Raw genomic sequence first — 25,678 nt, forward strand, 5'->3', positions numbered from 1 at the left:
AGAATATGACATCGTTGGAGGGGTTCCTATGAAACCGTGGATCATTCGGTCTAGCTCTTTTGTTCTATCTGCCAGTCTGTTGCTGCCTGTGGCTCAAGCGCATGCACAATCACCTTATGTGAGTACCAATAAAATGGCGACTACTGTGGCACAAGCTGACTCTGTGGCACAAGCTAAAGCAAAGCTGTCCAAGGAAGCTGCCTTGGCTCTCGCTACAAAAATAGTGCCTACCGCCGGGATGACGGTGCAGAATGTGTCATTTCGTTCAGCGGATAGCTGGCGCCCATTTCCAGAATGGTCGTTTAGTTGGGTGAAGAAAGATCCAGAAAACGGCAACGTCCTTCTATCCTATAGCGTCAGTATCCACGCCAATACAGGCGAGCTGACTTCCTATTCGCATCAAGAGCAGGAAGCATCCCAGCTTCCCTATGCAAAACGAATTTCCTATACAGAGGCGCAAGAACAGGCGAAGCGCTTTTTCGAGAAAAACAATGCAGGAAAAGCAGCGGAAACAAGACTGTATACGCGCGATATGCCAGAGCCAAAAACTCCGCTGAACTCGGAAGTCTACTATAATTTCCGCTTTGTTCGTGACGTGGACGGCATTCTCTTTCCTGACAACGGCGCAGATATCACGGTAGATGCTTCCGGCAAAGTGACCAACTATTCTCTGTCTTGGAACGACGTGACTTTCGAGAACACGGATACGAAAATCTCAGAAGAAGAAGCTGAGAAACTATTTAAAGAACAAGCGAATCCAAAACCAGTTTACCTGCTGCCATGGGAGCGGATGGAAACTAAAAATAACAAGCCGTCTCTCGGGTATATGAATCCCTTCACATTCTACATTGATACGGAGACTGGCAAAGCATTGACACAATCGTTGACCTCGTATCAACTAGCGAAAGATCCTGAGCCTGTAAGCAGCAAAGTCCTTCCTGCACGCCGCAGCGGACAACCGCTCTCCCAAGAGGAAGCTGTACAATGGGCATCGAAAGCGTTGAATTTGTCCAACTACGAGCTTCGCTCTGCCAATTACAATGAAAGAGACTACCGTGGCAATCGTCCCATCTGGGATCTCGAATTCGGCAAAAAGGGCAATAGCGAAGACGGATTTGCGTATGTCTCCGTGGATGCTGTAACCGGGGACATCTACCGATTGAACAAGGACTTCCGTGGCCATAAAGAAAAAACAACCGCTTCTAAAAAACCAGACATGGAAAAATTCAAGGCAAAAGCGATGGAAACAATTCGTGATTTGGCGCCAACCATGGCCCACCAGCTTTACTGGACAGAGCCTATTGAAGAGGAAAACCAAAACCAACCTGTTGATTCCGAGCGGACGCAGATCCGATTTGAGCGTTTTATCAATGGAATAGCTGCAGCTAGCGGCTCTGCCCACTTCACGTTTGACATCGAAACAGGCGATCTGCTGAATTACAGTGCTGAATTGGGCAACGAAACATACCCGACACAAGTTCCCAAGCATCTGCCTGCTGCCGAAGCGAGTGAAAAGTGGTGGACTGAGACAAAAGCAGAGGCCGTTTACGCCCTCGTCCCCCTTACTCCTGAGGATGCCAAACGCGCAAAAGAGCAGCCTTCCTACACACCGAAGCGAACGGCCAAGATTGTCTATCGCGCAACAATGACGCCGTTTGAGCAGCCGTACTACCTTGACGCTGTAACAGGCGAGTGGAGCTCTACCTCTACTGGCAAAACGATTGCGCTGCATCGCCCGGCTCCTGCCGATTTGAAAGGTCATCCAGCAGAGAAGGAACTCTCGTTGATGTATGAATATGACGCACTATCGCTTGAAAACGGCAATATTATGCCGCAAAAACCGATCACACGTGGCGAAATGATTGAAATGCTCATGATCAGTCTCAACCAGGGCAGACACTATCCACAGTACTCTCTGGAACGCAAGGCCACCTATAGCGATGTGGCAAATGGTTCGCGCTACTTCTCAGCCGTAGAAGGTGCTGTTGATCGCGGACTTCTCGATAAAAATACTTCCAAGCTGAATCCAAATGAGACGATTACACGTGAAGAGCTCGCGGATATGATTGTTCGTGCACTCGGTTACAAAAAACTGACGGACTTCCCTGGCATGTTCCAATCTGAGCTCTCAGACATTGCCAATTCGAAGTACCGCGGTTCGATCATCATCGCGACTACACTCGGTATCGTGCCGACTGACAAACAGAAGTTCCAGCCGCAAAGCCTCGTCCCTCGTGCCGATGCAGCCATTACCTTTACCCGTTTCCTCGAAAAACGGGATACTCCAGACGGTCCTGTTACTTTGTTGCGAAAATAAACCCAAAAAGCGCCATCCATCCCACTTCTTGCGGCGGATGGCGCGCTTCTTTTCCCTTGACTTTACTATATCGCGCCTAGTATTATTGAATGTATGTGTACAGGGTAGCATTGATTGTAGGTAAAAACGGAAGGATGTACCCTCTTAGTTCCCTCCCTTACAGACTGCGGCTGATCATCTGTGAGGAGCACGATGCGGAAACGCTACCGTCCGAAGTTCGTGTAGATAAAGTAGGAACTAACCTGCCGGAAGTAAACACCTGCGAATCCATATTAAAGGAGAATGAATACATGTCACGTTACACAGGACCTCGTCACAAACTTGCTCGTCGTCTGGGTATCTCCCTCGATGGTACAGGAAAAGACATCAAACGCAACTTCCCTCCAGGTCAACACGGTCACAACAACCGTCGTAAACTGAGCGAGTACGGAATCCAGTTGCAAGAAAAGCAAAAACTGCGCCACATGTTTGGCCTTAACGAAAAACAATTCCGCCGCACTTTCGACAATGCTAGCAAAATGGCTGGCGTAGTGGGCGAAAACTTCATGAAATTGCTGGAATCCCGTCTGGACAACCTGGTATACCGCATGGGCTTTGCTCCAACTCGCCCAGCTGCTCGTCAGTTGGTAAACCATGGTCACTTCCTGGTAAACGGCAAAAAAGTAAACATCCCATCCTACCGCGTACAACCGGGTGATGTAATCTCCATTCGTGAAAAGTCCCGTGGTCTGCAACTGATCAAGGACGCTCTGGAAAGCCGTACTTTCCTGCCGAACTACGTTACATTCAACGATGCTGCTGCTGAAGGTACCTTCACTCGTCTGCCAGACCGTGAAGAAATGCCAGCTGAAATCAACGAAGTTCTGATCGTTGAGTTCTACAGCCGTTAATCGTCTGAGGATAAAAAGAAAAAGAGTAGTGCCGCTTGTCGGCCTGCTCTTTTTTTATTGCCTTCATACACCCGACAACTTTCAACGGTTTTTGACACATTTTGCTATCTCCTTCGCATCTTCTATCCTCTAGGTTCCTCGTATGGTATAATCAGGTGGTATGCTAGGGGGTCGTAGACTATGTCGAATAACCACACATCTTCCTCTGAACCGACGAAGAAAAAGCGACGCAGAAGCCGTGGTAGAACGTTTTGGATCATCTTCCAAATCGTCTTCGTACTCGGGCTAATGGGAGCTGCAGTCGCGGGAGGAATCGTGACAGGTTATGTTGCCGCACTCGTGAAGGACGAGCCTGTGCGCAGCAAGGAGGAACTGGAGAATAAAATCTTCACCAACTATCTGACTGGATTCGCCTACTACAGCGACGGCTCTCTGATCGGCCAATTGCGGGCCGAAGAAGGCGATCGACGTTTGGTGAAGAAAGCAGACGTTTCTCCCTATTTAATTAATGCCATCATTGCAACTGAAGACAAAACCTACTACCACCACTCTGGAGTTTCGCTTCAATCTACCATGCGTGGAGCGATACAGGAAATTACCAACCAGCCTGTCGTAACAGGTGGTAGTACGATTACACAGCAGCTTGTAAAAAATACAATCCTTTCTGCTGAAGTTAGCCACACCCGTAAGGCCCGTGAAATCTTTACCGCGATTCGGATCGAGCGCATGTTTTCCAAAGATCAGATTCTGGAAGCCTACATGAACGAAATTTACTTCGGGAAAAACGCCAACGGATCAAACGTATACGGCGTTCAGGCTGCCGCAAAAGGGATTTTTGGCAAAGATGTAAAAGAGCTCGGGCTCGCTGAGGGCTCCTATCTTGCGGGCATGATTCAAAACCCAGGTGCCTACTCTCCATTCCGTGCAGAAAGCTATCAGCGCGGGAAGGAACGCCAAAAAATGGTGTTGGATCGCATGCTGGAAAATGGCTACATCACACAAACCCAATACGATGGAGCTCTCGCCAGTGATTTGAAGGCACAGTTAGCAAAACCGACGCAGCAAGCTTATCGAGAAGTACCTTTCTTGATGATGGAAATTGAAGATCGTGCCGCACGTCAACTTGTGGATGCAGACCTCTTGGAAAAAGGTCGAGACAAATCAACCATCGGCCGCAACGAATACCGACAGCTGGTTGAAGAGAAACGTCGCGACATACTTCGAAAAGGGTACAAGATACATACCACAATCGACAAGAGTGTATATGACATCATGCAGGCTGTTGCAGCCGATCCGAAAAACTTCGGTAAGAATCGTACCTATACGATTCGTCGCTCGAACGGCAAAACAGAAAAAATCGAAAATGCTTTGGAAGAAGTCGGCGCAATGCTGATTCACAACAAAACAGGAGCTATCCTCGGCATGATCGGGGGACGTGACTTCAAGGTGGAACAGACGAACCACGCCACCGTACCACGCCAGCCTGGTTCGGCCATGAAGCCACTTGCAGCTTATGCTCCTGCTTTTGAACTGGGATTGCTCCAGCCAGCATCCCCAATCGATGACGCTCCGGTGCTACTCGCTGACGGCCAGAACGGTTCCCATTTACCTAAGAACTGGAACAACAAATGGCAAGGGATGATGAGTGCCCGCGAAGCACTGCGGATGTCCTGGAACATTCCGGCGATCAAGACGTATTTGAAAGTTGGCATTCCAACGGCTCTTGAATACGTGAAGAAAATGGGAATCACAACATTGGTGGATGCTGACAACTATGCAGCCACCGGCGTAATTGGCGGTCTTACCTACGGAACAACTGTCGAGGAAATTACAAACGCCTATGGGACATTCGCAAATCACGGTTCTTTCGTGGATGCCTATCTGATTGACCGAGTTGAAGATAACACTGGAAAAGTCATTTATCGTCATGAAACCAGCCCTGTGCAAGTGTACAGCGAGCAAACAGCATACTTGATCACTGATATGATGCGTTCCGTTGTCAATAACGGTACAGGTACACACATCCGCAAATACGTGCCGCGCAAAGTCGATGTGGCAGGTAAAACCGGAACAACGAACAACAGCAACGACCTCTATTTCGTCGGTTACACGCCAGAGCTGTCCATGGGGGTATGGGTTGGCTTTGACGAGCCATATCCAATGCCAGACGCGGACAAATATGTTCCGATGGTCGTATGGGGTAAGGTCATGAAGGATGTCATTGCGAAGCATCCGAACCTTTCACCTCCTGACTCCACCTTTAAAAAGCCGGCTGGAATTGTCAGCGCGACTGTTGACTCGAAATCAGGTCTTTTGCCAAGTGAGCTTTCAAAAGAAGCTGGCCATTTGATCACTGATATATTCAACAGCAAATTCGTTCCAACGAAGGTGGACGACACCCACCAAAAAGCACGACTCATTTCGTATAATGGCGAACGGTATTTGGCGAAGGAAGGAACACCTGAAGATTTTGTTACCGAAGGCGTCTTCTACCGCTCACCTGATCCGCTCCCTACCAAGGAGCAAATTCAAGCGAAAAACAATAGGGTCGCCACCCAACCACCAGATTGGGAGCAACGCCTGCCTGATAAGGAAGACCCTCGTACAGAGCAAGGTGGAACACCATCTTCGCCAAGCGGTGTAACAGCTACGGGCTCAGGCAAGCAAATTACGCTTACCTGGCAATCAGCCAAAGAAGCTGACTTGGTCGGTTATCGCATCTACCGCGCTGATGTGCAGAACAGCTTTGTCAAAGTAGCGACTGTGAAAGATCCATCCGAATTGACTTTTGCTGATACGACTGCAACCCATAGAGATTTAGGCTATTATGTCACTTCTGTGGATATCGCTGGCAATGAATCGCAGCCTTCCGCAATCGCTTCTGTCGGATCTACACAGACATGGCAGTTGCCTGATCCAAATCAAGGTACGGAAACAGGTCTCCCGAATCCGACGGACAATAACGGGAATGGTCAAACAGATCCAGGTGGACCTGCGACGAACCCACCAGATGGATCAGGAGGCACGAATACAAACACAGATTCCGCTTCACCACCTGCTGCTCCGAAATCCTTGTCCATCAAGAATACGCCAAACGGTTGGCAGCTACAGTGGAAAGGCAGCAGCTCGTCTGAGCAGATGTACAACGTATATTTTAGCCCAGACTCAGCAAGCGGCTATTTGCTACTCGGTACAGTCTCTAGCACAAGCTTTACTCACGCAGCAGAAGTACCGAATGGCAGCAACTATTACATTACCGCAGTCAACAGTTACGGAGAATCGCCACATTCTAACATCGTAACTGCCAACACCACAGAATAAACTGGGATAACAACTGACAGAGATGGTTAGACGCCATCTCTGTTTTTCTACAATCGTAAGGGGGGGAACTGATGGAGCACGTCAAACGCTATCATTCATTGAGCCTAATGGTGAACAACAAGGAGCTGCTCGTCGAAGGACCGATTACAGGAAGTCATCTGGCCTCATTACGCTTTGATGAGGGACTGAAAGCTTTTCGTATCCCTGAACAGCAGCATGAAGCTCTCATCGAAATCGCAGATTTGCCTGAAGGACGCATTATTATTGCACGCGAAGGAGACCTCGTCCTCGGCTACGTTACCTTTCTGCACCCCGATCCACTGGAGCGATGGTCACAAGCGCAACTGCCCGATTTGCTGGAGCTCGGCGCGATTGAAATCAGTCATAAAGTGAGAGCAGGTGGCGTAGGCAAAAAGCTGCTGGAAGTCAGCTTCATGGACGACGCCATGGAAGACTACGTCATTATTACAACGGAGTATTACTGGCATTGGGATCTGAAAGGAACAGGACTCGATGTATGGCAATACAGAAAGGTTATGGAAAAGGTCATGGGCAGCGCAGGCCTTAGCTGGATGGCGACAGACGATCCGGAAATATGCTCACATCCCGCCAACTGTCTCATGGCCAAAATCGGCAAGCGTGTACCGCCAGAAACAGTCGTTGCCTTTGATGCTATGCGGTTTCAAAATCGTTTTCTTTACTAGTTTGGATGCCTTTTGATTCCAGGAGGTCACTCTTATGCGTATTGAAGAGATTATGCGAAAAAAAATTGTCACGATCCAGCCATCCACTACCATCGGAGAAGCGCTTCTTCTCCTCCGTGCAAACAGAATCAGGCATTTGCCTGTCATTGAAAACGACTCACTCGTAGGCATTGTCTCGGACCGTGATCTGCGAGACGCTCTCCCCTCTCGCCTGCTGACGCATGACGATGACGACACCGTCCTGCACAAGTCTGTAGCCGATATCATGAATCAACAAGTTATCACTGCCCACCCACTGGATTTCATCGAAGACGCAGCCCTCCAACTATATGAGCACAAAATCGGCTCGCTACCCATCGTCGAAGGGAATCGGCTCGTAGGATTGATCACAGAATCGGATCTCTTCTCTAGCTTGATCGAACTTTTCGGCGTTAACAAACCTAGCTCCCATATCGAAGTCGAAGTAGATGACCGCGTCGGCATGCTGGCAGAAGTCAGTCAAGTCTTTCGCGATGCACAAGTAAATGTTACGAGCGTTGTGGTCTTTCCTGGGAAACAGCCTGCAAAAAAGAACCTTGTTTTTCGGGTACAGACAATTGATCCACGTATCGTGACGAAATTGCTCCTTGAAAAGGGCTTTTCCGTAATCGGACCTACGGAAGGAGGGATACCCCAGTGAGCCGAAATGCTCGTCTGATCTACTCTCCAGACTACACGCAATATTATTTTCATGATGATCATCCGTTTAACCAGCGTCGTCTGCTCCTCACACACGATCTGATGAGCAGTTACGGAATACTCAAAGACTCAGACATCCTGACTCCCCGACCGGCGACAGATGAAGAGCTCTCCCTGGTGCATGACCCACGTTATATCCAATTTGTTCGCGATCAGGGCCATAGTGAACACGAGCTTCCGCAGGCAGCCAGTTATGGCTTGGGAACAGAGGATGTTCCCTGTTTTTCGAACATGCATGAAGCGTCCTCGCTGATCGTCGGAGGTACGTTAAACGCAGTGGACGCGGTTATGAGTGGACAGGCAGAACACGCCTTCAATCCCGCTGGCGGACTGCATCATGCCTTTCGTGGACGCGCCTCTGGATTTTGTATCTACAACGATTGCTCCGTCGCGATCGCTTATTTGCGAAAAAACTGGAATGCGCGTGTGCTGTATATCGACACGGATGCCCATCATGGAGATGGGGTACAGTGGGCGTTTTACGATGACCCTTCTGTACTAACTGTATCCATTCACGAAACGGGAAAGTATCTCTTCCCGGGAACGGGGAATTTGTCTGAACGTGGAGATGGAACCGGTTACGGTTATTCTGTCAACGTTCCGCTCGATGCCTTCACGGAAGACGATTCTTTTCTGGAAGTATATGAAGAGCTAGTGTCAAAGCTAGCAGCTGGCTTCAAGCCTGATGTCATCCTGACCCAAAATGGTTGTGACGCTCATGCGTTTGATCCCCTCACCCATTTGTCTTGCTCAATGAAAATTTATCAAGCCATTCCTCGTCTTGCCCACCGTCTTGCTCATGAATATTGCGACGGTCGTTGGATCGCTGTAGGCGGCGGGGGATACGATATTTGGCGGGTGGTGCCGCGGGCGTGGACGCTGGTATGGAGTGAGATGAGCGATCAGCCTCTGACAGACAGTGATCTTCCCGAAGCTTGGCTCAAGCGCTGGCAACCTGAGACGGATTTGCCCTTGCCACCTCGGCTTTTTGACGAACCATTCCCAACAATCCCACGACGAGCAGAGATCACGGAAAAAAATCGTCTTACGTTAGAACGTGCGATGCTGAACGCACCTATTGGATGAAAAGTAAAAAAAGCGTGCTGCCCTCGTACCTTTGGGTACTGGTCAGCACGCTTTTTCTATTCCAAACCCTATTTCACTAGCTCTTCCAGCTCAGAAGGTGCAAAGCCTTTTACCGCTTTATCGCCTACGACTGTTACAGGCACACCCATGAAGCCAAAGCGCTCCACTTCCTCTTGATAGGCACGACTCGTCATAACATCGCGCACTTCAAAGGAAACATCTTTTGCTGTCAGCCAATTTTTAACCATATCGCAATCCACACAGTTTTTCGTCGAGTAGACGATCACTCCCGCAGTTGTCGATGCTTGAGAAGCTGTCAGCATGTTACGGACAATCGCATACGAGCGCTGGGAAGCCAGCTTGGTAAATTCCACGAAGTTTACATGCGCGGAGCCGTCTGCTTTATCCGACATCGAACGAACAACGACAAACGGCACGCCATTCATCGCACATACTTGTCCGACAGATGCCCCTTCCATTTCGGTACAATGTGCTGCGAATTGCTCATACAGCCATTGCACCTTTTCCCGACTGGCAACGAACTGGTCGCCGGACAAAATACGCCCGCTCACTACTTGAACTCCCGCTTCCAGCTCCTTGCCCGCATCGATCGCTTGCTGCATCAGCCCAGCATCCGCTTGCCAAGTCCATTGCTCTGTAAACGGTATCTGTCCTGGCTCAAAGCCAAGCGGTGTCACATCAATGTCATGTTGAATGCAATCCGTCGAAACGACAATGTCACCAATATTTAATTCAGGGTGAACAGCTCCTGCCACACCTGTGAAAATGACACGTTCTACTTGGAATGAATCGATGAGGATTTGTGTCGTCACGGCAGCATTCACCTTGCCGACACCTGATTTGCACAGCACGACATCCTTGCCTTCCATTTTACCTGTGTAATAGGTAATGCCTGCTTTGGTCGCAGTAGTCGTCTCTTGCATCGCTTCCAAGTAAAGCGCGATTTCTTCATCCATCGCGCCGATAATTCCGTAACGCATTTCCCATCCTCCTCTTGCTGTCAATTGCCTACATCCCTTTGCAATCAAGCTTGCTCGGGCTTAGTGCTCTCCCGATACTCAATTCGATGTGGCAGCAGCACGACATGCTCTTCGACATTCTCGTTATTCATGTACTTGGTCAACAGGCGCATCGCCACCGCACCAATATCATACATTGGCTGTACGACAGAAGTCAGTCGTGGACGTACCATTTCAACCAAACGAATATTATCGTGACCAATGACTTCGATGTCACCTGGCACGTTCAGGCCAGAATCTTGAATGGCGTGGATCGCGCCAATGGCCATCTCATCATTCGCTGCGAAAATCGCCGTTGGCGGATTTTTAAGGGCAAGAAAAGCTTTTGTAGTGGACAAGCCAGATTCATAAAAGTAGTTGCCTGTCGCAATCAGCTCTTCATCCAGCTCGATACCCGCATCTTTCAACGCCTTTTTATATCCTTCATAGCGCATTAACCCTGCCAATGGATCGTTTGCAGGACCCGCGATCATCGCAATGCGCTTGTGCCCGCGTGCAACCAATGCTTCTGTCGCATCGTATGCGGCTTGGAAATGGTCAATGCTAACCGACGGCAGTACGTTGTCTGCATCGCGAGTCGCGGCGAGTACAGTCGGTACAGATGTGCTTGTTAATGCCTGCAAATGATCTTCTTTGATTTCTGCGCCCAGGAACAGAAGCCCGTCCACCTGCTTTTCGAGCAAGGTATTAATGAGCTGCAATTCCTTTTCCATCCGTTGGTCAGAGTTACACAGGATGATGTTGTATTTGTACATGGTAGCGATATCTTCAATCCCTCGCGCCAATTCGGAGAAAAACAAACTGGAGATATCCGGGATGATGACACCAACTGTTGTCGTTTTTTTGCTAGCGAGTCCACGAGCAACCGCATTTGGTCGATATCCCAATCGCTCAATCGCAGCCAATACCTTTTTTCGGGTCAAAGGCTTTACGTTGGGATTCCCGTTGACTACGCGGGAAACTGTCGCCATCGACACCCCCGCTTCTCTTGCTACGTCGTATATAGTAACCGGCATCATGCACCCTCATTTCCCTATTTTTTGGTTTTCATAAGCGTTTTCATAAATATATGCACCTATGATACGACAAGCCGTATGCCGTTGCAATCGTTTTTGACGGCTTGCGCACCCGTTACTTCATAAGTTTGTTCATCGTTTTCAAAAGCTCATCAATTACTTCATGATCGCCTTGCTGAATGCGATCCATCACACAGCTTTTCATATGTCCTTCGAGGAGCATTTTCCCAACCGCATTTAGTGCAGATTGCACAGCCGCAATTTGATTGAGAATGTCGTCGCAGTAGACATCCTTCTCTACCATCCCGCGAATTCCGCGAACTTGTCCCTCTACCCGATTCAAACGGGAGATGAGATTAGACTTAATTTTATCCGGCCTTTCGGTGGACCGATCAGTCGAGCAGCATTGATGGTTGTCTTCCATATGGCCTATCCTCCTTCACCAATATCAGCACGTAATTCTAGCTTACTTGGTCGCCAATGGTTCGTCAAATGAGAAAGGTCCTCCCCGCGCGCAGGAAGGACCCTCAAAACGTACCCGAAAGGTATTCTTATGCTTTTGCTGCCACAATCTCGCCTTTGTACAGGCCAGAAGCGAGCAGTTCATCAACGAACTCGTTGAATTGTGGAATGTTCAGCTGTTGCTTTGCATCAGACAGTGCCACATCTGGATCTGGGTGAACCTCTACCATGATTCCATCAGAACCGACTGCGAAGCCTGCTTTTGCGCAAGGCAAGAGCAGATCACGACGACCTGTAGAGTGCGTCACGTCTACAAACACTGGCAAGTGCGTCTCCTGCTTGAGGAGTGGTACAGCAGAAATATCGAGCGTATTGCGTGTCGCTTTTTCATACGTGCGGATTCCACGCTCGCACAGCATGACTTGTGTGTTACCTTCGGACAGGATGTACTCTGCCGCGTAGATGAACTCTTCAATCGTAGCAGAGAGGCCACGCTTCAAGAGGATCGGCTTGTTCACACGACCTGCTGCCTTCAGCAACTCGAAGTTTTGCATATTGCGAGCACCGATTTGGATGACATCGATGTATTTCGTCGCCATCTCGAGATCTGCTGGCGTCACGATTTCACTGATCGTTACGAGGTTGAATTCATCCCCGATACGCTTGAGGATTTGCAAGCCCTCTTCACCCAGACCTTGGAAGTCGTATGGCGAAGTACGAGGCTTGTACGCACCACCGCGCAGTGTGCGCAGACCGCGTTTTGCGTGGTTTTCTGCTACTGCTCTTACTTGCTCGTAGCTTTCCACGGAGCATGGACCTGAGATAAGAATCGGATTTTTCCCTCCGAACTCAACGCCTTTTACAGTGATAACAGTATCCTCTGCCTTTTTCTTACGGCTAACGAGGAGTACTTTTTTCTTATCGTCGTCTTGCAGATCTAAGGAAACTTGGAAAATTTGCTTGAACAAATGACGAATCGCATTGTCATTGAAAGGACCTTTATTGTTTTCAACGAGCAGATTGAGCATTTGGCGCTCACGCTCTGGGTCAAAACGGTTGCTGCCCTGTTTTTCTTTTTCTTTGCCGAGCTCTTGAACCAAGGTAGCTCGTTTGTTGATCAATTCAAGAATTTGCAGGTTGATCTCGTCTATCTGCTTGCGCATGGTTTCGATTTGATCGTGTGCCATCTCTCTCCACTCTCCTCTTTTTATATAGGGATTTATCGATAAATTAGGGTAATTATAATCGATTCAAACACCCTTGTCAGCAGTTTAGCGCCAAAAAGCGCGAAAGTAAATTTTTTCTGTTTTTTTATCTTTTCAAATTATTCGTCAAACCGAAGAAGATTCCTTGATTCGACAGGATTCTTTTCCTTTTGAATCGAATAGTTTTGGATATATGTTCTAGCTAAAAGTGATTGTTCCTTTCCGATACACCGATAAGTATTGTAAAGACTTTTTGAACAACCTCTTACAAGGAGTGACCTACTTTTGTCTGACATCACAGCCCCTGAGCTTATTTTTTCATTAGATATTGGAACGCGCAGCGTCGTCGGCCTGATCGTAGAAACGACCGGCGAGCAGTACCGCGTATTGGACTGCGCAATTCGAGAGCATGATGAACGCTCCATGCTCGATGGGCAAATTCACGATATTGTCGCCGTAGCTAAGGTGATTCAACAAATTAAAGAAGAGCTGGAAGGAAAATATGGAAAACTACATCAGGTAGCGGTCGCTGCTGCCGGTCGGTCATTGCGCACCCGCCGCGTTCGAGTGGACATGCCGTTAGCCAGACATGCCTTCATCTCTCGTGAAGATGTTGTCGCTTTGGAGTTTTCCGCTGTACAGGAGGCCCAAGCCGCATTAGCCCAAGAGCTAAAGGATCAAGACGTCACTCGCTATTATTGCGTCGGTTACAGCGTCGTCAATTACCATCTGGATGGCGAGTTGATCGGGAGTCTGATTGACCAGCGGGGTGACATCGCAAGCGCAGATGTGATCGCAACTTTCCTTCCACGCGTGGTTGTCGACTCGTTGATTGCTGCTCTGAAACGATGCGATCTGGAAATGCAGGCATTGACACTTGAGCCTATTGCGGCGATTAATGTCCTGATTCCTGTGACCATGCGCCGACTGAATATCGCATTGGTGGACATCGGGGCAGGTACTTCTGACGTAGCGCTGACTGAGGAAGGGGCGATTACCGCTTACGGCATGGTACCTGTTGCAGGTGATGAAATCACGGATGCGCTCATGAACGCCTTTCTCATGGATTTTCCGATGGCAGAAGAAGTGAAGCGTCTCTTATCCACCGAGGAGTCCGTCACCTTCACCGACATTCTCGGCATGGAGCATACGATGAGCGCTACCGAGGTAACGAGTGCGATTGAAGCAGACATCCAGCAACTCGCCGATAAAATTGCCTTTAAAATATTGGAGCTCAACGGAAAAGCTCCGCAAGCGGTCATGCTGATCGGCGGCGGCAGCCTCACCCCTGGGCTTACTGGAAAAGTCGCTCAGGTCTTGAATATTCCTGCCGCCCGTGTTGCTGTCAGAGGCGGCGATGCGATCAAACAGTACGTCGGAGACAATCCTGCGCTCAGTGGACCTGAGTTCGTAACGCCAGTCGGTATCGCTGTTGCTGCGCGCCGTCATCCATTGCGCTATGTAACCGTTACGGTCAATGATACTCCTGTGCGCATTTTCGATTTGCGAAAAATGACGTTGGGTGATGCGCTCATTGCATCTGGATTGGATATCCGCCGTCTGTATGGTCGCCCCGGATTGGCGATGACAGTCACCGTAAACGGACGGATGAAAATGATTCCGGGTGGTCATGGGACGGCGCCGGTGATTGAGCGCAACAAAGAGAGCGTCAGTCTTGACACGCCAATCAATGACGGGGACCACATCATCGTAGTGGCAGGTACAAATGGCGATGATGCACGTGTATTTGCCAAAGATTTATTCGATGAGCTGGACACGCTTGAAGTGATCTGCAATGACCGTCCCTACTCGCTCGGTCCAGTCGTACATGTGAACGGAGCGGTTGCTACTCTCGATACATGGATCTCTGATCGTGCCGAGGTGGATATCCGCCTTCCACGTACTGTCTATGAAGTACTCGAGCTCGCAGAACTGAAAACGTCAGCGGAATCAGGCTTGCGTTTTTCTGTGAATGGACAAGATTATTCGGTTCCGTCCCGTATGGAGGTGCTCGAGCTGAACGGAAGACCAGCAGCTTTGACAGATATCGTCCGACAAGGTGATGTCCTCGTATATCGGCTGGATGAAGTCCCTGCCCCTTCCATACAAGATGTCATCCCTTTGGAAGAATGGGTACAGGAGACAATGATTGTACACTTCAACGGTGAACGGGTCGTTTTGCCTGTCGCACAAGTAACGATTACCGTAGACGGAAAAGCGGCGAATGCCTCTGATCCCGTGAGCGAAGGTGCCGACATCACGGTAAAATCCTCACCTGCGTCTACACCTGTGTTTAGCGACGTCTTCCGTTTTGTCGATGTTTCCCTGGAAAAGCCCGACCGTGAGAGTATCTCCGGATTCGTCATGCTCGTCAACGGCGAACAAGCCAACTTCCAGACAGAATTGAAAAGTGGAGACAAGTTGGAGTTATTCTGGGAATAGTCTATCCAGCGTCCTTTTTCTCCATGCAAAAAGCCGGATTCACCTCGCTTATCGGGTGTCCCGGCTTTTTGCTTTACTCAAGAGCTGTCCGACTTTATTTATCGTCAGTAGCTTTTTTTCCTGTTATGAATGATTATGCGTTGAGCGCCTGGCCAATCGCGTCCTTTGTAATTTTCCAGTGAGACGTGTGCCATTTTACTTCGCCGTCTTCCAGCAAAAAGATTTGCGGGGATTCGTGCTTGATGGAAAAACGATCCGCTACGGCGTTGGAGACAGGGCGATCCTCTCGTACCAGAATGACCGCAGATTCCACTTGATTGTCCAGCAAATACGCCTGAAACTCTTCATAAGCGGACGTACTGATTGGGCAAATCGTGCTATGCTTAAACAAAAGCTTTTTCCCATTTTTCGCTACGAACTCATCCAGTTCTTCAATGGAGTGAAGCTGTATTTGTGACATGATTCATCTCTCCTTATCTTATGTGCCTATCAGTATACATAAGTCCAAGCAGCAAAGTCTACATTTGCGGTGCAGTGGAGAAATGAAAAAAGAGATACCTTTCTTCCAGGCATCTCTTTATCCTTACACCATAATTTTCGTGAGACGTTCGCGTAGCTCCAACATCCATTTTTCATCGCCAAGGGACTGCGCCAACAAAAACAGATCCAATAGCTCGTTGACTTTTTCACCAAGTAATTCTCTTACGGTCGAATTCACCTTCTCATTAGCAATCAATACCAATAAGTTGGATAACTCTGACATTTCTTCGAATTCGACTGCCTTGCGCTGCGGATGTTGGCCCAGTTCCTCCATGAGTGACTTCAAATCATCCTTAATCACATCTACCACTTGGGAATGGTCACAGTCTTCGTCCACGCAGACGTGTACAGGTACATTCATAATTTTAACCCGTTTCCGGTACACGACGTTGCGCAGCTCGATCTCCATTTCGTTCCCGCAGCGGCTGCATCTCTTTTGCACGGTGTTCACCCCTATATCTACTTATGTATGCCTCTCATACTATTCGAGAAGCCTCCTTTCAATCCTGCTAAAGAACAGGTGGTACTTGGTGGATATAGAGTCAGATATAGACTAGAGTCAACATAGTGGAGGAGAAGAAAAAGCACAGTTCTCTTCGACTCTGACACGCCAGCATGGGGGGAACTGTCCGTCTACACTTAAAAAAGGGGACCGTCGAGCCAAAGCCACCCTACGGGCGGAAGATTCTCAAGGAAGAAGTGTTCGACAAGCGTGGTCCCCTTTTGAAAGTTCCGACTGGGTAGGCGTTGTCAAGGTCTACGAGCCCTGTGCTTTTTCTTCTCACCAGCTTTGTGCGTTCATCGGTACCTTTGAAAACTAGCAACAACTTAAACATACTAAAAAAGACGATGCTAGCAAGCAGCATCGTCTTTCCTTTGCGATCAAACTTCAATCTCACGCGTAGATAGCGTTTACTTTTTCACAATGCGGACAAACAGCGACTTTCCCTGCTTTTCCGTCTTCATCTTCTACACGATAGCCAGTAATTTGCTCGGAAAAACAAAACAGACATTCTGTATTGAAGTCCATATCGTACTGCGCTTTCCACACAATGGATTTAAAGTCTTCGCCAACATTAATCGTAATTTGGACCAACTCATGCTGCAGGCTCGATAATAATCTTTGCATCACATAAACATCCTTTCATACTTGCAAAGTCTTTTGGTATCCTCTAGCTTTTCCTGCTTTTCAGAATAATAAACATCGAGAACTGCAAGAGTATGAAAAAGAGAGATTCCCCAAACAATTTTCTTAAAAATGGGCGGATGCCCGGTTCGGTCCTATGCGATCACCCATATGTTGTAGATGTAAGCACAAGAGGCTTAACACACATATGAGGAGGATGTTTATTCGATGAGCGGCATCTTTAATGGAGAATTCGACGGCTTCACTCTGGTTTTGATTCTTTTCATCCTGCTGGTTATTATCGGGTGCAGCTGCGACTAATCTTTCTTCCCCGAAGATATAGCCATATTCAGCAGGTCCTTGCATATACATGAAATACCGAATCCTTCAAGCGCGTTTCCTCCGCAAGCTACCCTCGCCAGTGGGTAGCTTTTTTCTGTTTGAGTTGTGTACAATGGATATGAATGATATGGAAAGCGAGGGATCCCCTTCCTATGAAAGATCCACGAATTGAAAAACTGGCTGACGTCCTCGTCAATTATTCAGTGACTGTCAAGCCTGGTGAAAACGTTTTAATTTACTCCATTGGCAACGTTACCGATTTGACAAAAGCCGTGATTGCCAAGGTATACGAAGCTGGGGGAAATCCGTTTGTTCAACTGATCGACCAATCCGTTCAGCGTGAACTTTTGATGGGTGCCAACGAAACACAATTGGGTATCATGCGTGAAGCAGATGTGGCTTTCATGAAGCAAATGGATTGCTACATTGGCATCCGCGGCGGCGACAACATCAGCGAGCTCTCTGATGTGCCTGGAGACAAAATGCAGCTGCACTCCAAGCTGCTAGCGCGTCCTGTACTGGATATTCGCGTACCGCATACCAAATGGGTCGTGCTTCGCTATCCAAATGCATCTATGGCTCAGTTGGCTAACATGAGCACCGCTGCTTTCGAAGATTTCTATTTCAAAGTGTGCACGCTTGATTACGGCAAGATGGATAATGCCATGGACAGCCTGGTCGAGCTGATGGAGAAAACCGACAAGGTACGTATTGTAGGGCCAGGCACCGATCTGACCTTCTCCATCAAAGATATTCCTGCAATCAAATGTGCAGGCGAAGCCAACATCCCTGATGGAGAAGTATTCACTGCTCCTGTCCGTGATTCTGTCAACGGTACGATCGCGTACAACACGCCATCTCCTTACCAAGGCTTTACATACGACAATATCAAGCTGACCTTCAATGATGGCAAAATCATCGAAGCAACTGCCAACGATACAGAGAAGATCAATGAAATCTTTGATACCGATGAAGGTGCCAGATTCGTTGGGGAGTTTGCGATTGGTGTGAATCCGTACATCCAAAACCCGATGAAAGACATCCTCTTCGACGAAAAAATCGATGGAAGCTTCCACTTTACACCAGGCCAGTCATACGATGAAGCGTTTAACGGAAACAAATCCTCCGTACACTGGGACTTGGTTATGATTCAACGCCCTGAGTGGGGCGGAGGAGAAATTTGGTTTGACGATCGCCTGATCCGCAAAGACGGACGTTTCGTTGTACCAGAGCTCGAATGCCTCAATCCAGAAAACCTTAAATAAATGAAAATAAGCGAAGGGCTCATTGTTCACAAGACATGAGCCCTTCGCTTTATGTGGCTAAACGGAATAAGCTGGTTGTTTCATCAAGGAAGTCATTTTTTGTTCCATGAAGGAAATCGTTGACTCCAGATGATGGATAGTATACTCCCAGCAAAAACGTTGATATTCGTCAAAATTCACTTCCAGCTTTTTATAAGAGGCCTTACTTTGTTGGAGCAATTGACGTTGCGTATCCAAACAGCCCTCTAGCAAATCCTTTTGTTCGTCGATCGTGCGGCTCTTGCCGAAGAAAATCTTAACCAGCATGTCTGAGCGTAATACTGGCGGCAAGATAGGCGTCTGGATTTCTTGACGGAAAGATTGTTTTCCGGCTTCTGTAATACGGTACAAAATCTTGTTCGGCTTGCCAGACTGAATGATTTCTTGCTTCGTCACGAAGCCTTCTTCCTCCAGTTTGCGCAATGCTGGATAAATAGCACCAAAGCTAGCGTCATAAAAGAATCCAATGCTGTTTGTAAACGCTTGCTTAATATCGTAGCCACTCATTTCCCCATAGCTTAAGAAACCCAGTATGATCGTTTTAACATCCATCTCTTCGCATCCTCCGTTACCGTTCTTTTTCTCTCTCTAGCGGCTAGGACTTAGCCTTTATGTTCAAAATATTCTTTAACTACATGTTATTATAAATGGATTTAAATAATTATACCAATGCTATTTCTTTATTATATCAATCAAAATTAATGATATATCCTTCACGTGACTAGAAATTGGGCGTCCCTTCCCACTCCACTCCCCATAAGATGATACATACCTATCTGCTGTAGGGGGAGAGATCGGTGAAAAGTAAAAAATGGTCCCAATATACGCGGGTAAAGTACCCTGTGAGCAGCAGTAGTCTGCACCCATTCAATTTCTTCGTTCCCATTGTCGAGCGAGTTCAAGAAGGAGTAGTCTCCATCGTGACCGAGGATGCTCCCCATTCCAAAGACGTGGATTCGTTAATTCGCAGCCTTATTGATCAAGAGGATAATTCTCCACCCACGGAACGAAGCTTTGGCTCCGGATTTCTTTTTCATCCGAAAGGGTATATCTTGACGAGCGAGCATGTCATCGGTAAATCCAAAAACATTTTCGTGAAGCTATATAACGGTAGAGTGTTTGAAGCCAAACGCATTATAGCTGATCGAGTCCGGGATTACGCCGTCATCAAAATTGATGCAGACTGCAAGCTATATCCACTGCCACTAGGCAACTCCTCTCATACAAAAGTAGGAGAATGGGTCATCAGCGTCGGTTCACCATTTGTGTTCAAAGAGACAAAAAACGAGCCTGGTTCCGGGCCAAATACAGCGCAAATTGAACGGGACGAGCGATCGCCTTTTTGTATAGTCCCATGTTACCCATCTGGCGAAAAACCTCTCTCCCCGGCTTGGGGTTCACTTCGATTAACCACGAACGTCCGTCCACATCCACCCCAATATCCAGACCGAATTCCATCATGCGACCGAAATAATCCTCGAGCGTGTTTGCTACTTCGAAAGCAAGCTGATAACATTCCTGCTTGATCAGCTCTCCCCGCTCCTCTCCAAATCGCTTGAACATAAACCATTCAAAGGGAATCGCTCTGCCTCCCCCATGCAAATTGGAAGTAGCACTGCCGTTCTCCCCCATACGTACTGCGCAGCCTGTCACCACCCACTCCCCACGCTCGTCCTTTTGAATCAATAACCGTACATCGGCGACATGCTTGCGTAGCAGCCCCAGGTTCAAACCTTGCTGCACCAGGAAATTGCCATCGCGAATACGCTGTTCCGCCACCCACGTTTTGACCCATTTTTCCACGCCTTCCACCGTATCAATCCGAGCTACATGATGGTTATGTTTTTTGTCACGTCCGGAGAGGCTATAGTCCTTGCCGCTGCTCTTCACTCTGAGGATACTTCTTCCCCCTGTGCCATTGCCTGGCTTGACATAGACGAGCCCATGACGTGCGAGCATGTTTCGGACCAAGCCTTTTTCGTAAATATGTGTCTCCGGAATCCAGCGTTTGACACGATCATCGGAAGCGAGTAGATTCGTCACTCTCCATTTCTTACTGAACGGACTGTTTGCAAAGAAAAACAGATCGCTATTCCGCAGCCGGATATACTCTTTTACCCTGCGTCGGTACCGATCGATTACAACTTGTGGCCAAGGGAAAGATTTACTTATCCAGCCCCCGTTCGGTTTGGGGATGAAGCCCTTGATCTTTCTTGCGGAAACATTGACGTCCTGATGCGAAAACAGGTAGATTACTGCGCCTAGCTTTTGCCCTGTTTGAACCAACCTTCGCAAATAATCTGGTTCCTCAAAGCGTACACCCTCCCGCCAGGTTAAAATACCGATTACCCGTTTAGAAAGCATCGTAACACCCTCTTCGCTTCTTATTTCGCGATTAGTGTATGTGTGGACACCTTATAGGGAAACATTTGTCCATGAAAACGGGCTTGACTACTCAACCATTGACAAAGTGTCATTCCAACTTTTCGTTACTTACTTTTTTCAAGCTAATCTGTTAGAATAAAGGGCAACAATAATGCTGCTAGATAGAGGTGACGCCGATATGAGTCAAGATTTTTCTGGCGAACACATGTGTCCAAAATATGAATGTGCAATAAACGTCCTTGGAAAGCGCTGGACCGGCCTGATTATTCATGTGTTGCTACGTGGTACTGTACGATTCAAAGATATCCGCGAAATGGTTCCGCATATGAGCGATAAAATGCTCTCTGAAAGGCTGAAAGAGCTGGAGGAGCTGGAAATTTTGGAGCGAAAAGTGTACCCAGAGATCCCGGTTCGCATTGAATACGAATTGACCGAAAAAGGAAAAGATCTGCGTCCTGTCATTGATTCCATTCACGAATGGGGCCAAAAATGGATGTAGCATAACCCCACTTGTCCAAGACGGATAAGCGGGGTTTTTTATGTGCGGTCAGGCATAAGCTCCTCCCTTTTGCTGTACACTCTAGCAACCCAAGGTGAAGGGAGGGCGGGCGATGCGAACGGCCGTCTACATTCGTGTCAGTACAGAGGATCAGGCACGTGAAGGATTTTCGATTCCCGCTCAAAGGGAAAAGCTGCTCTCGTACGTTCACTCTCAAGGTTGGGAAGTCCATGCCGTCTACGCAGATGAAGGCGTGAGTGCCAAAGATACGAATCGCCCCGCACTCGGTCAGCTCCTGCAGGATATCCGAACGGGTGAAATCGATGTCGTCCTCGTCTATCGACTCGATCGACTCACTCGCTCTGTCCTTGATCTGTATCAGCTCCTGCAGGAGTTCGATCGACATGCGGTACACTTTAAAAGCTGCACCGAGGTTTACGATACGACTACGGCAATTGGGCGACTGTTTATTACCTTAGTGGCTGCCCTCGCACAATGGGAACGAGAAAACTTGGCAGAACGGGTCAAGCTGGGAATGAGCCAGATGGCAAGAGAACGAAAACGACCAGGAGGACCTGCACCGTATGGATACAATCTGGTGCGAGGAACGCTGGTCGTGAATCAAAGGGAAGCAGCTGGCGTACGCAGCATGTTCGAGCGCTATGATCGAGGCGAGTCCCCGCGCCAAATCGCTGAATGGGCGAATCATTCCGGATTGCGCGGGAAAAATGGCGCTTCATGGAGTGCAAGTGCCGTACTTCGACTGTTAAAAAATCCCGTCTATCATGGTGCGTTGCGTTGGAATTACACCGACGCCGATCAACAACGCAATGACCCGGAGGAATGGATTATCGAAGAGGCGACTCACCCAGCCATTATCGATCAGCCATGTTTCTCGCGAGTGCAGGAGCGGATGAGTGCTCGCGGAACAAGCCATCCCCGCGTTCTCAGCTCCAACTACCTCTTTTCCGGATTGCTGTACTGCTCGCGTTGCGGCTCCTCTATGCGCGGGAAAACAACCACGATTACGGGAAAAGGAGAAAAACGTTACACGCACCGCTACTATTTATGTAAAAACAAGCTGGCTGGTACGTGTGATGCTCCTGCTATACGTGAGGATCGCTTGGAAAAAGCCATTGTGCACGAGCTGATGCAGCATTCGCCAGAATCAATCGCTGCGTTGAAGGAAGTGTATCAGATTGTGTTACAGACGAATTCCCGCGCTCCTGCGAAAGAAACCGAGCAACAGCTGCAAATTCGGAGGCAGCGCTGGGAACAAGCTTATGAAGATGGATTCCTTACTCTCCCTGCCTTACGAGAGAAAATCAGTGCGTTGGAGAGAGCTGCAAAAGAACAGGAACGCGCTTACTCCTCTTTTTCAAAAGGACAACGGCTGGATCTAGATGCGCTTTCCAATTGGAAACTGATTTGGACGTATGCAAATGAAAAAGAACGGCGATTGCTCGTATGCACACTCATCCAACGTGTTGATGTGGAAGCAACAGACACTGCCTCTGGTCAGAAAAATCGAGAGGTCTGCCTGCATCTATTGTCTTTTCACTAAAATTGCCCCTGATTTTGCCTGTATGGCGACAGGTGGTTCCCCACTTGGTTTGGAAAATTCTGTGACAGCGGGAATCATCAGTGCCAAAAACCGCCGCTTACAGGTTGCGAAGCGAATGTACGAAGAAATTTTTCAGACGGATGCTGCCATTAACCCAGGGAATAGCGGAGGTCCACTCATTAATTTGAATGGGGAAGTCGTTGGCCTCAATGCATTCATCATTCAATCCAGCCAATGCTTGGGCTTCGCCATCGGGATTGACGCCCTCAAAATGCAACTGGAGCAATACGTATTCAAGTGAGAAGCAAACGATTCAACAAAAAAACCCCGTCTAGGAGGACGGGGATTGCTTCTCTAATGCAATAAGATATACATTTGGACCTTCTGTGTTGATTTGTTCTTCTGCCTGTTTTAATTGTTGCAGCTGAGCGGCCGTAAGCTGTGCGATAGGCAGTTCACTCAAACGATTCTGTTCCATGCGTCATTCCTCCGTTGGTGTCAGACTCACGAACGTAGTCTGCCCGTTCTGGAGAGTATGTATTTACGCAGTGAGATCAAAGGCTTTGGCAATCGCAGAACACGAACGCTTGCAGAATACGATGGGCAGCTCGCGATCTTTGGCTTGGTTTTTCACCGTTTTGGCTAAGTTGTGATTGACGAAATCAGTCAACACCAAAATCATGTGGATACCAGCTGGAATTTTCACCCCGGTTTGCGAGCTTTTCCGTCCAGTTACGTGGTGAATATCCTTGAAGCCTTGCCCTTGCAAAAGTTCGATAATATTGCCCAGGCGATCTCCGCCTATTACTAAAATGGATGACATAACTTGTTACCTCCTTAAATTTAGGTAATGTAGGATTTATGTTTTCTTCTCAGAATGCTAATTGATAATGAATATCACTCTTATTGATAAATATTATCATTCCCAATTGACTTTGACAATACTCTCCATGATAACTTTTTTGTCAAAAAACAAAACTAGAAACGAAGCCTCTAGGCAAAGCCACGGCGCTCTAGTGCTCCCGCCCTCTTTTCCAAATTACACCGCACCATATTCTTCGTAATCATAAGAAAATGTACATAGGTGTTGCCCGGGTGTTTTTTCCAACGGTATAATGAAAAAATAGATTGTAATGAGGAGGTGGCGTAGGGTGCAAGAAATTACACAGCTGCACGCCATTTTTGATCGCACCAGAGGTTATATCAACAGCTTCATGGGCGTTATCCAGCCGATTATCGACGCGGCAACGGACGAGCATACTCGTCTTTACTACCATCATATTTTGGAAGAAGAAGAACAGCGCATGGGTCGCTTGCAGGAATTGGTTCCCTACCTGGAGAAGGTCTCCTCAGGAAAAAGCCTGGATCAGCTAAGTGATCGCGACCTCTCGCAAATGCTGTCCGATGTGAATCTGGAACGTTTTGGACTGCACAATTTCCGCGAGCATCTGGAGCTCTCTCTGTATGAATTCAAGGATGACGAAACACGTCAGCTTCTGGATGGCATGCGTGAAAAGACGCATACAGACTATTTGACAGTCAAAGAGATCATGGCGAACATGAGCCAACGATTCTCTGATGCGGCTCATCCTGATCTCACTGATCACGATGAGGGGCACGACATTCACCAGGTAGATCATTTGAAAGCTTCGGCTTCCGCTCCTCACGGTGTTGCTTCCGTGGTCAAGCATTCCGCTCCTGCAGTTTCTGGCAAAAAAGGACTGACAGTTGGCAGCTTGAAAGGAATGTAAAGAATCGGAAATCCTGAAATAACATGGAGGTTACACTATGGACAAGCTTCGTAAATACCCAGACTCTCCCTTGACGACTGAAGAATGGAACCAGTTGGATGCAACTGTCGTTGACATGGCTCGCCGCCAGCTGGTAGGACGTCGTTTTATCGATATTTATGGACCATTAGGTGAAGGTATCCAAACCATTACCAACGATGTATATGAGGAATCCCGTTTTGGCGGTCTCTCCCTGCGCGGAGAATCACTGGAAATGACACAGCCTAGCCGCCGTGTCAGCATGACGATTCCAATCCTGTACAAAGATTTCATGCTCTACTGGCGTGATGTTGCCCAAGCACGCACACTGGGCATGCCTTTGGACATGAGCGCGGCTGCCAATGCAGCTGCTGGTGGTGCACTGATGGAAGACGATCTGATCTTCAACGGTGCTGCTGAATTCGACCTCCCAGGTCTGATGAACGTAAAAGGCCGTCTCACTCATCTGAAGAGCGATTGGATGGAATCTGGCAATGCGTTTGCTGATATCGTGGAAGCACGCAACAAGCTGTTGAAAATGGGCCACAGCGGTCCGTATGCACTGGTTGTTTCTCCTGAGCTCTACTCACTCTTGCATCGCGTGCACAAAGGCACCAACGTGCTTGAGATCGAGCATGTTCGCAATCTCGTTACAGATGGTGTCTTCCAATCTCCTACCATTAAGGGCCGTTCCGGCGTATTGGTAGCGACTGGCCGCCATAATCTCGACCTGGCGATTGCAGAAGACTTCGACTCCGCATTCCTCGGAGACGAGCAAATGAACAGTCTGTTCCGTGTTTACGAGTGCGTTGTATTGCGGATCAAGCGTCCAAGCGCAATTTGCACGTTGGAAGAAACAGAAGAATAGGAAGCCCTTTGGCACACCCATTGACGATTCTCGTTGTGGGTGTGTTTTTTCATCCTTGAA

The 25,678-nt window shown here is 48.2% G+C and carries 25 protein-coding genes and 1 pseudogene; 15 read left to right on the plus strand and 11 right to left on the minus strand.

From position 1 onward, the window contains the following. Positions 1 to 28 precede the first annotated feature (28 nt). The 6 genes from HPY27_RS21410 (at position 29) to HPY27_RS21435 (ending at position 9,056) form a co-directional block, all read left to right on the plus strand. A complete protein-coding gene (locus HPY27_RS21410) occupies positions 29 to 2,317 on the plus strand; it encodes an S-layer homology domain-containing protein (protein WP_174225895.1) in 2,289 nt (762 codons plus the stop codon). A 290-nt stretch (positions 2,318 to 2,607) separates the two neighbouring features. Next, positions 2,608 to 3,207 (plus strand): 30S ribosomal protein S4, encoded by a 600-nt coding sequence (gene rpsD, locus HPY27_RS21415; protein ID WP_016742106.1) that lies wholly within the window; start codon positions 2,608 to 2,610, stop codon positions 3,205 to 3,207. 180 nt (positions 3,208 to 3,387) lie between these two features. After that, positions 3,388 to 6,528: a penicillin-binding protein 1A gene (locus HPY27_RS21420; RefSeq protein WP_174225896.1), complete on the plus strand. Its 3,141-nt coding sequence runs from the start codon at positions 3,388 to 3,390 to the stop codon at positions 6,526 to 6,528. A gap of 71 nt (positions 6,529 to 6,599) precedes the next feature. Next, on the plus strand, positions 6,600 to 7,232 hold the full coding sequence (locus HPY27_RS21425; protein ID WP_017250444.1) for a hypothetical protein: 633 nt from the start codon (positions 6,600 to 6,602) through the stop codon (positions 7,230 to 7,232). A 34-nt stretch (positions 7,233 to 7,266) separates the two neighbouring features. Next, entirely contained in the window at positions 7,267 to 7,911 is a 645-nt protein-coding gene (locus HPY27_RS21430) for a CBS and ACT domain-containing protein (RefSeq protein ID WP_174225897.1), read from the plus strand. After that, the gene (locus tag HPY27_RS21435) at positions 7,908 to 9,056 is read left to right on the plus strand and encodes an acetoin utilization protein AcuC (RefSeq protein WP_174225898.1); all 1,149 of its coding nucleotides are present in this window, start codon (positions 7,908 to 7,910) and stop codon (positions 9,054 to 9,056) included. Before HPY27_RS21430 ends, HPY27_RS21435 begins: the two co-directional genes overlap by 4 nt. A 68-nt stretch (positions 9,057 to 9,124) precedes the next feature. Here the strand turns inward: HPY27_RS21435 and HPY27_RS21440 are convergent, their stop codons facing one another. The 4 genes from HPY27_RS21440 to HPY27_RS21455 form a co-directional block, all read right to left on the minus strand. Continuing rightward, positions 9,125 to 10,057: a 5'-methylthioadenosine/adenosylhomocysteine nucleosidase gene (locus HPY27_RS21440; RefSeq protein ID WP_174225899.1), complete on the minus strand. Its 933-nt coding sequence runs from the start codon at positions 10,055 to 10,057 to the stop codon at positions 9,125 to 9,127. A 44-nt stretch (positions 10,058 to 10,101) separates the two neighbouring features. Beyond that, the gene (gene ccpA / locus HPY27_RS21445; RefSeq protein ID WP_017250448.1) at positions 10,102 to 11,112 is read right to left on the minus strand and encodes a catabolite control protein A; all 1,011 of its coding nucleotides are present in this window, start codon (positions 11,110 to 11,112) and stop codon (positions 10,102 to 10,104) included. A gap of 115 nt (positions 11,113 to 11,227) precedes the next feature. Then, positions 11,228 to 11,536 (minus strand): metal-sensitive transcriptional regulator, encoded by a 309-nt coding sequence (locus HPY27_RS21450; protein ID WP_007720961.1) that lies wholly within the window; start codon positions 11,534 to 11,536, stop codon positions 11,228 to 11,230. Between the two features lie 127 nt (positions 11,537 to 11,663). Continuing rightward, complete coding sequence (locus tag HPY27_RS21455) at positions 11,664 to 12,761, minus strand: bifunctional 3-deoxy-7-phosphoheptulonate synthase/chorismate mutase (protein WP_017250449.1); 1,098 nt, start codon at positions 12,759 to 12,761, stop codon at positions 11,664 to 11,666. 303 nt (positions 12,762 to 13,064) lie between these two features. Here HPY27_RS21455 and HPY27_RS21460 point away from each other — a divergent pair, with 303 nt between their 5' ends. Continuing rightward, positions 13,065 to 15,221, plus strand: a complete 2,157-nt coding sequence (locus HPY27_RS21460; RefSeq protein WP_174225900.1) for a cell division protein FtsA — start codon at positions 13,065 to 13,067, stop codon at positions 15,219 to 15,221. Between the two features lie 133 nt (positions 15,222 to 15,354). Here HPY27_RS21460 and ytxJ read toward each other — a convergent pair whose 3' ends face one another. The 3 genes from ytxJ to HPY27_RS21475 all read right to left on the minus strand — a co-directional run bounded on the left by ytxJ (position 15,355) and on the right by HPY27_RS21475 (position 16,890). Beyond that, complete coding sequence (gene ytxJ / locus HPY27_RS21465; protein WP_017250451.1) at positions 15,355 to 15,681, minus strand: bacillithiol system redox-active protein YtxJ; 327 nt, start codon at positions 15,679 to 15,681, stop codon at positions 15,355 to 15,357. 123 nt (positions 15,682 to 15,804) lie between these two features. Next, the gene (locus tag HPY27_RS21470; RefSeq protein WP_017250452.1) at positions 15,805 to 16,203 is read right to left on the minus strand and encodes a hypothetical protein; all 399 of its coding nucleotides are present in this window, start codon (positions 16,201 to 16,203) and stop codon (positions 15,805 to 15,807) included. Positions 16,204 to 16,656: 453 nt separating this feature from the next. Next, on the minus strand, positions 16,657 to 16,890 hold the full coding sequence (locus tag HPY27_RS21475) for a hypothetical protein (RefSeq protein ID WP_174225901.1): 234 nt from the start codon (positions 16,888 to 16,890) through the stop codon (positions 16,657 to 16,659). Between the two features lie 225 nt (positions 16,891 to 17,115). Here HPY27_RS21475 and HPY27_RS21480 point away from each other — a divergent pair, with 225 nt between their 5' ends. Then, positions 17,116 to 17,208 (plus strand): YjcZ family sporulation protein, encoded by a 93-nt coding sequence (locus HPY27_RS21480; protein WP_017250455.1) that lies wholly within the window; start codon positions 17,116 to 17,118, stop codon positions 17,206 to 17,208. Between the two features lie 173 nt (positions 17,209 to 17,381). Continuing rightward, complete coding sequence (locus tag HPY27_RS21485; RefSeq protein WP_174225902.1) at positions 17,382 to 18,494, plus strand: aminopeptidase; 1,113 nt, start codon at positions 17,382 to 17,384, stop codon at positions 18,492 to 18,494. Positions 18,495 to 18,551: 57 nt separating this feature from the next. Here the strand turns inward: HPY27_RS21485 and HPY27_RS21490 are convergent, their stop codons facing one another. After that, positions 18,552 to 19,085, minus strand: a complete 534-nt coding sequence (locus HPY27_RS21490) for a PadR family transcriptional regulator (RefSeq protein WP_017250457.1) — start codon at positions 19,083 to 19,085, stop codon at positions 18,552 to 18,554. A 398-nt stretch (positions 19,086 to 19,483) separates the two neighbouring features. Here HPY27_RS21490 and HPY27_RS30655 point away from each other — a divergent pair. Continuing rightward, positions 19,484 to 19,738, plus strand: a pseudogene (locus HPY27_RS30655) (trypsin-like peptidase domain-containing protein); the annotation flags it as partial. Between the two features lie 64 nt (positions 19,739 to 19,802). Here HPY27_RS30655 and HPY27_RS21500 read toward each other — a convergent pair. Beyond that, the gene (locus HPY27_RS21500) at positions 19,803 to 20,897 is read right to left on the minus strand and encodes a YheC/YheD family endospore coat-associated protein (RefSeq protein ID WP_017250459.1); all 1,095 of its coding nucleotides are present in this window, start codon (positions 20,895 to 20,897) and stop codon (positions 19,803 to 19,805) included. A 199-nt stretch (positions 20,898 to 21,096) separates the two neighbouring features. Here HPY27_RS21500 and HPY27_RS21505 point away from each other — a divergent pair, with 199 nt between their 5' ends. The 3 genes from HPY27_RS21505 (at position 21,097) to HPY27_RS21515 (ending at position 23,282) form a co-directional block, all read left to right on the plus strand. Continuing rightward, positions 21,097 to 21,417, plus strand: coding sequence for a winged helix-turn-helix transcriptional regulator (locus HPY27_RS21505; RefSeq protein ID WP_017250460.1), 321 nt, complete (start codon positions 21,097 to 21,099; stop codon positions 21,415 to 21,417). 112 nt (positions 21,418 to 21,529) lie between these two features. Continuing rightward, the gene (locus HPY27_RS21510; RefSeq protein WP_174225903.1) at positions 21,530 to 22,981 is read left to right on the plus strand and encodes a recombinase family protein; all 1,452 of its coding nucleotides are present in this window, start codon (positions 21,530 to 21,532) and stop codon (positions 22,979 to 22,981) included. Between the two features lie 22 nt (positions 22,982 to 23,003). Beyond that, positions 23,004 to 23,282 carry a S1C family serine protease gene (locus tag HPY27_RS21515; protein ID WP_007721243.1) on the plus strand — a complete coding sequence of 93 codons (279 nt, stop codon included), beginning with the start codon at positions 23,004 to 23,006 and terminating at the stop codon, positions 23,280 to 23,282. Positions 23,283 to 23,312: 30 nt separating this feature from the next. Here the strand turns inward: HPY27_RS21515 and HPY27_RS21520 are convergent, their stop codons facing one another. Beyond that, positions 23,313 to 23,459 carry a hypothetical protein gene (locus HPY27_RS21520; protein ID WP_017250462.1) on the minus strand — a complete coding sequence of 49 codons (147 nt, stop codon included), beginning with the start codon at positions 23,457 to 23,459 and terminating at the stop codon, positions 23,313 to 23,315. Between the two features lie 63 nt (positions 23,460 to 23,522). Next, a complete protein-coding gene (locus tag HPY27_RS21525; RefSeq protein ID WP_016742090.1) occupies positions 23,523 to 23,804 on the minus strand; it encodes a DUF2325 domain-containing protein in 282 nt (93 codons plus the stop codon). Positions 23,805 to 24,132: 328 nt separating this feature from the next. Here HPY27_RS21525 and HPY27_RS21530 point away from each other — a divergent pair, with 328 nt between their 5' ends. Both HPY27_RS21530 and HPY27_RS21535 read left to right on the plus strand, forming a co-directional pair. Next, positions 24,133 to 24,732, plus strand: a complete 600-nt coding sequence (locus HPY27_RS21530) for an IMEF encapsulin system ferritin-like cargo protein (protein ID WP_017250463.1) — start codon at positions 24,133 to 24,135, stop codon at positions 24,730 to 24,732. 37 nt (positions 24,733 to 24,769) lie between these two features. Further along, positions 24,770 to 25,618, plus strand: a complete 849-nt coding sequence (locus HPY27_RS21535; protein WP_007721249.1) for a family 1 encapsulin nanocompartment shell protein — start codon at positions 24,770 to 24,772, stop codon at positions 25,616 to 25,618. The last annotated feature ends 60 nt before the right edge of the window (positions 25,619 to 25,678 follow it).

The sequence above is a fragment of the Brevibacillus sp. HB1.1 genome, assembly GCF_013332445.1.
Classification (GTDB): Bacteria; Bacillota; Bacilli; order Brevibacillales; family Brevibacillaceae; genus Brevibacillus; species Brevibacillus porteri.

Bases quoted from the DNA above. Each gene is read 5' to 3' on its own strand.
- ytxJ (WP_017250451.1), bottom strand. From the start codon at position 15,681: ATGTCACAAATACAGCTTCACTCCATTGAAGAACTGGATGAGTTCGTA.
- HPY27_RS21500 (WP_017250459.1), bottom strand. From the start codon at position 20,897: ATGCTTTCTAAACGGGTAATCGGTATTTTAACCTGGCGGGAGGGTGTA.
- HPY27_RS21420 (WP_174225896.1), top strand. From the start codon at position 3,388: ATGTCGAATAACCACACATCTTCCTCTGAACCGACGAAGAAAAAGCGA.
- HPY27_RS21430 (WP_174225897.1), top strand. From the start codon at position 7,267: ATGCGTATTGAAGAGATTATGCGAAAAAAAATTGTCACGATCCAGCCA.
- HPY27_RS21475 (WP_174225901.1), bottom strand. From the start codon at position 16,890: ATGCAAAGATTATTATCGAGCCTGCAGCATGAGTTGGTCCAAATTACG.
- HPY27_RS21525 (WP_016742090.1), bottom strand. From the start codon at position 23,804: ATGTCATCCATTTTAGTAATAGGCGGAGATCGCCTGGGCAATATTATC.
- ccpA (WP_017250448.1), bottom strand. From the start codon at position 11,112: ATGCCGGTTACTATATACGACGTAGCAAGAGAAGCGGGGGTGTCGATG.
- rpsD (WP_016742106.1), top strand. From the start codon at position 2,608: ATGTCACGTTACACAGGACCTCGTCACAAACTTGCTCGTCGTCTGGGT.
- HPY27_RS21410 (WP_174225895.1), top strand. From the start codon at position 29: ATGAAACCGTGGATCATTCGGTCTAGCTCTTTTGTTCTATCTGCCAGT.
- HPY27_RS21480 (WP_017250455.1), top strand. From the start codon at position 17,116: ATGAGCGGCATCTTTAATGGAGAATTCGACGGCTTCACTCTGGTTTTG.
- HPY27_RS21510 (WP_174225903.1), top strand. From the start codon at position 21,530: ATGCGAACGGCCGTCTACATTCGTGTCAGTACAGAGGATCAGGCACGT.
- HPY27_RS21485 (WP_174225902.1), top strand. From the start codon at position 17,382: ATGAAAGATCCACGAATTGAAAAACTGGCTGACGTCCTCGTCAATTAT.
- HPY27_RS21515 (WP_007721243.1), top strand. From the start codon at position 23,004: ATGGCGACAGGTGGTTCCCCACTTGGTTTGGAAAATTCTGTGACAGCG.
- HPY27_RS21535 (WP_007721249.1), top strand. From the start codon at position 24,770: ATGGACAAGCTTCGTAAATACCCAGACTCTCCCTTGACGACTGAAGAA.
- HPY27_RS21490 (WP_017250457.1), bottom strand. From the start codon at position 19,085: ATGGATGTTAAAACGATCATACTGGGTTTCTTAAGCTATGGGGAAATG.
- HPY27_RS21440 (WP_174225899.1), bottom strand. From the start codon at position 10,057: ATGCGTTACGGAATTATCGGCGCGATGGATGAAGAAATCGCGCTTTAC.
- HPY27_RS21455 (WP_017250449.1), bottom strand. From the start codon at position 12,761: ATGGCACACGATCAAATCGAAACCATGCGCAAGCAGATAGACGAGATC.
- HPY27_RS21450 (WP_007720961.1), bottom strand. From the start codon at position 11,536: ATGGAAGACAACCATCAATGCTGCTCGACTGATCGGTCCACCGAAAGG.
- HPY27_RS21425 (WP_017250444.1), top strand. From the start codon at position 6,600: ATGGAGCACGTCAAACGCTATCATTCATTGAGCCTAATGGTGAACAAC.
- HPY27_RS21505 (WP_017250460.1), top strand. From the start codon at position 21,097: ATGAGTCAAGATTTTTCTGGCGAACACATGTGTCCAAAATATGAATGT.
- HPY27_RS21520 (WP_017250462.1), bottom strand. From the start codon at position 23,459: ATGGAACAGAATCGTTTGAGTGAACTGCCTATCGCACAGCTTACGGCC.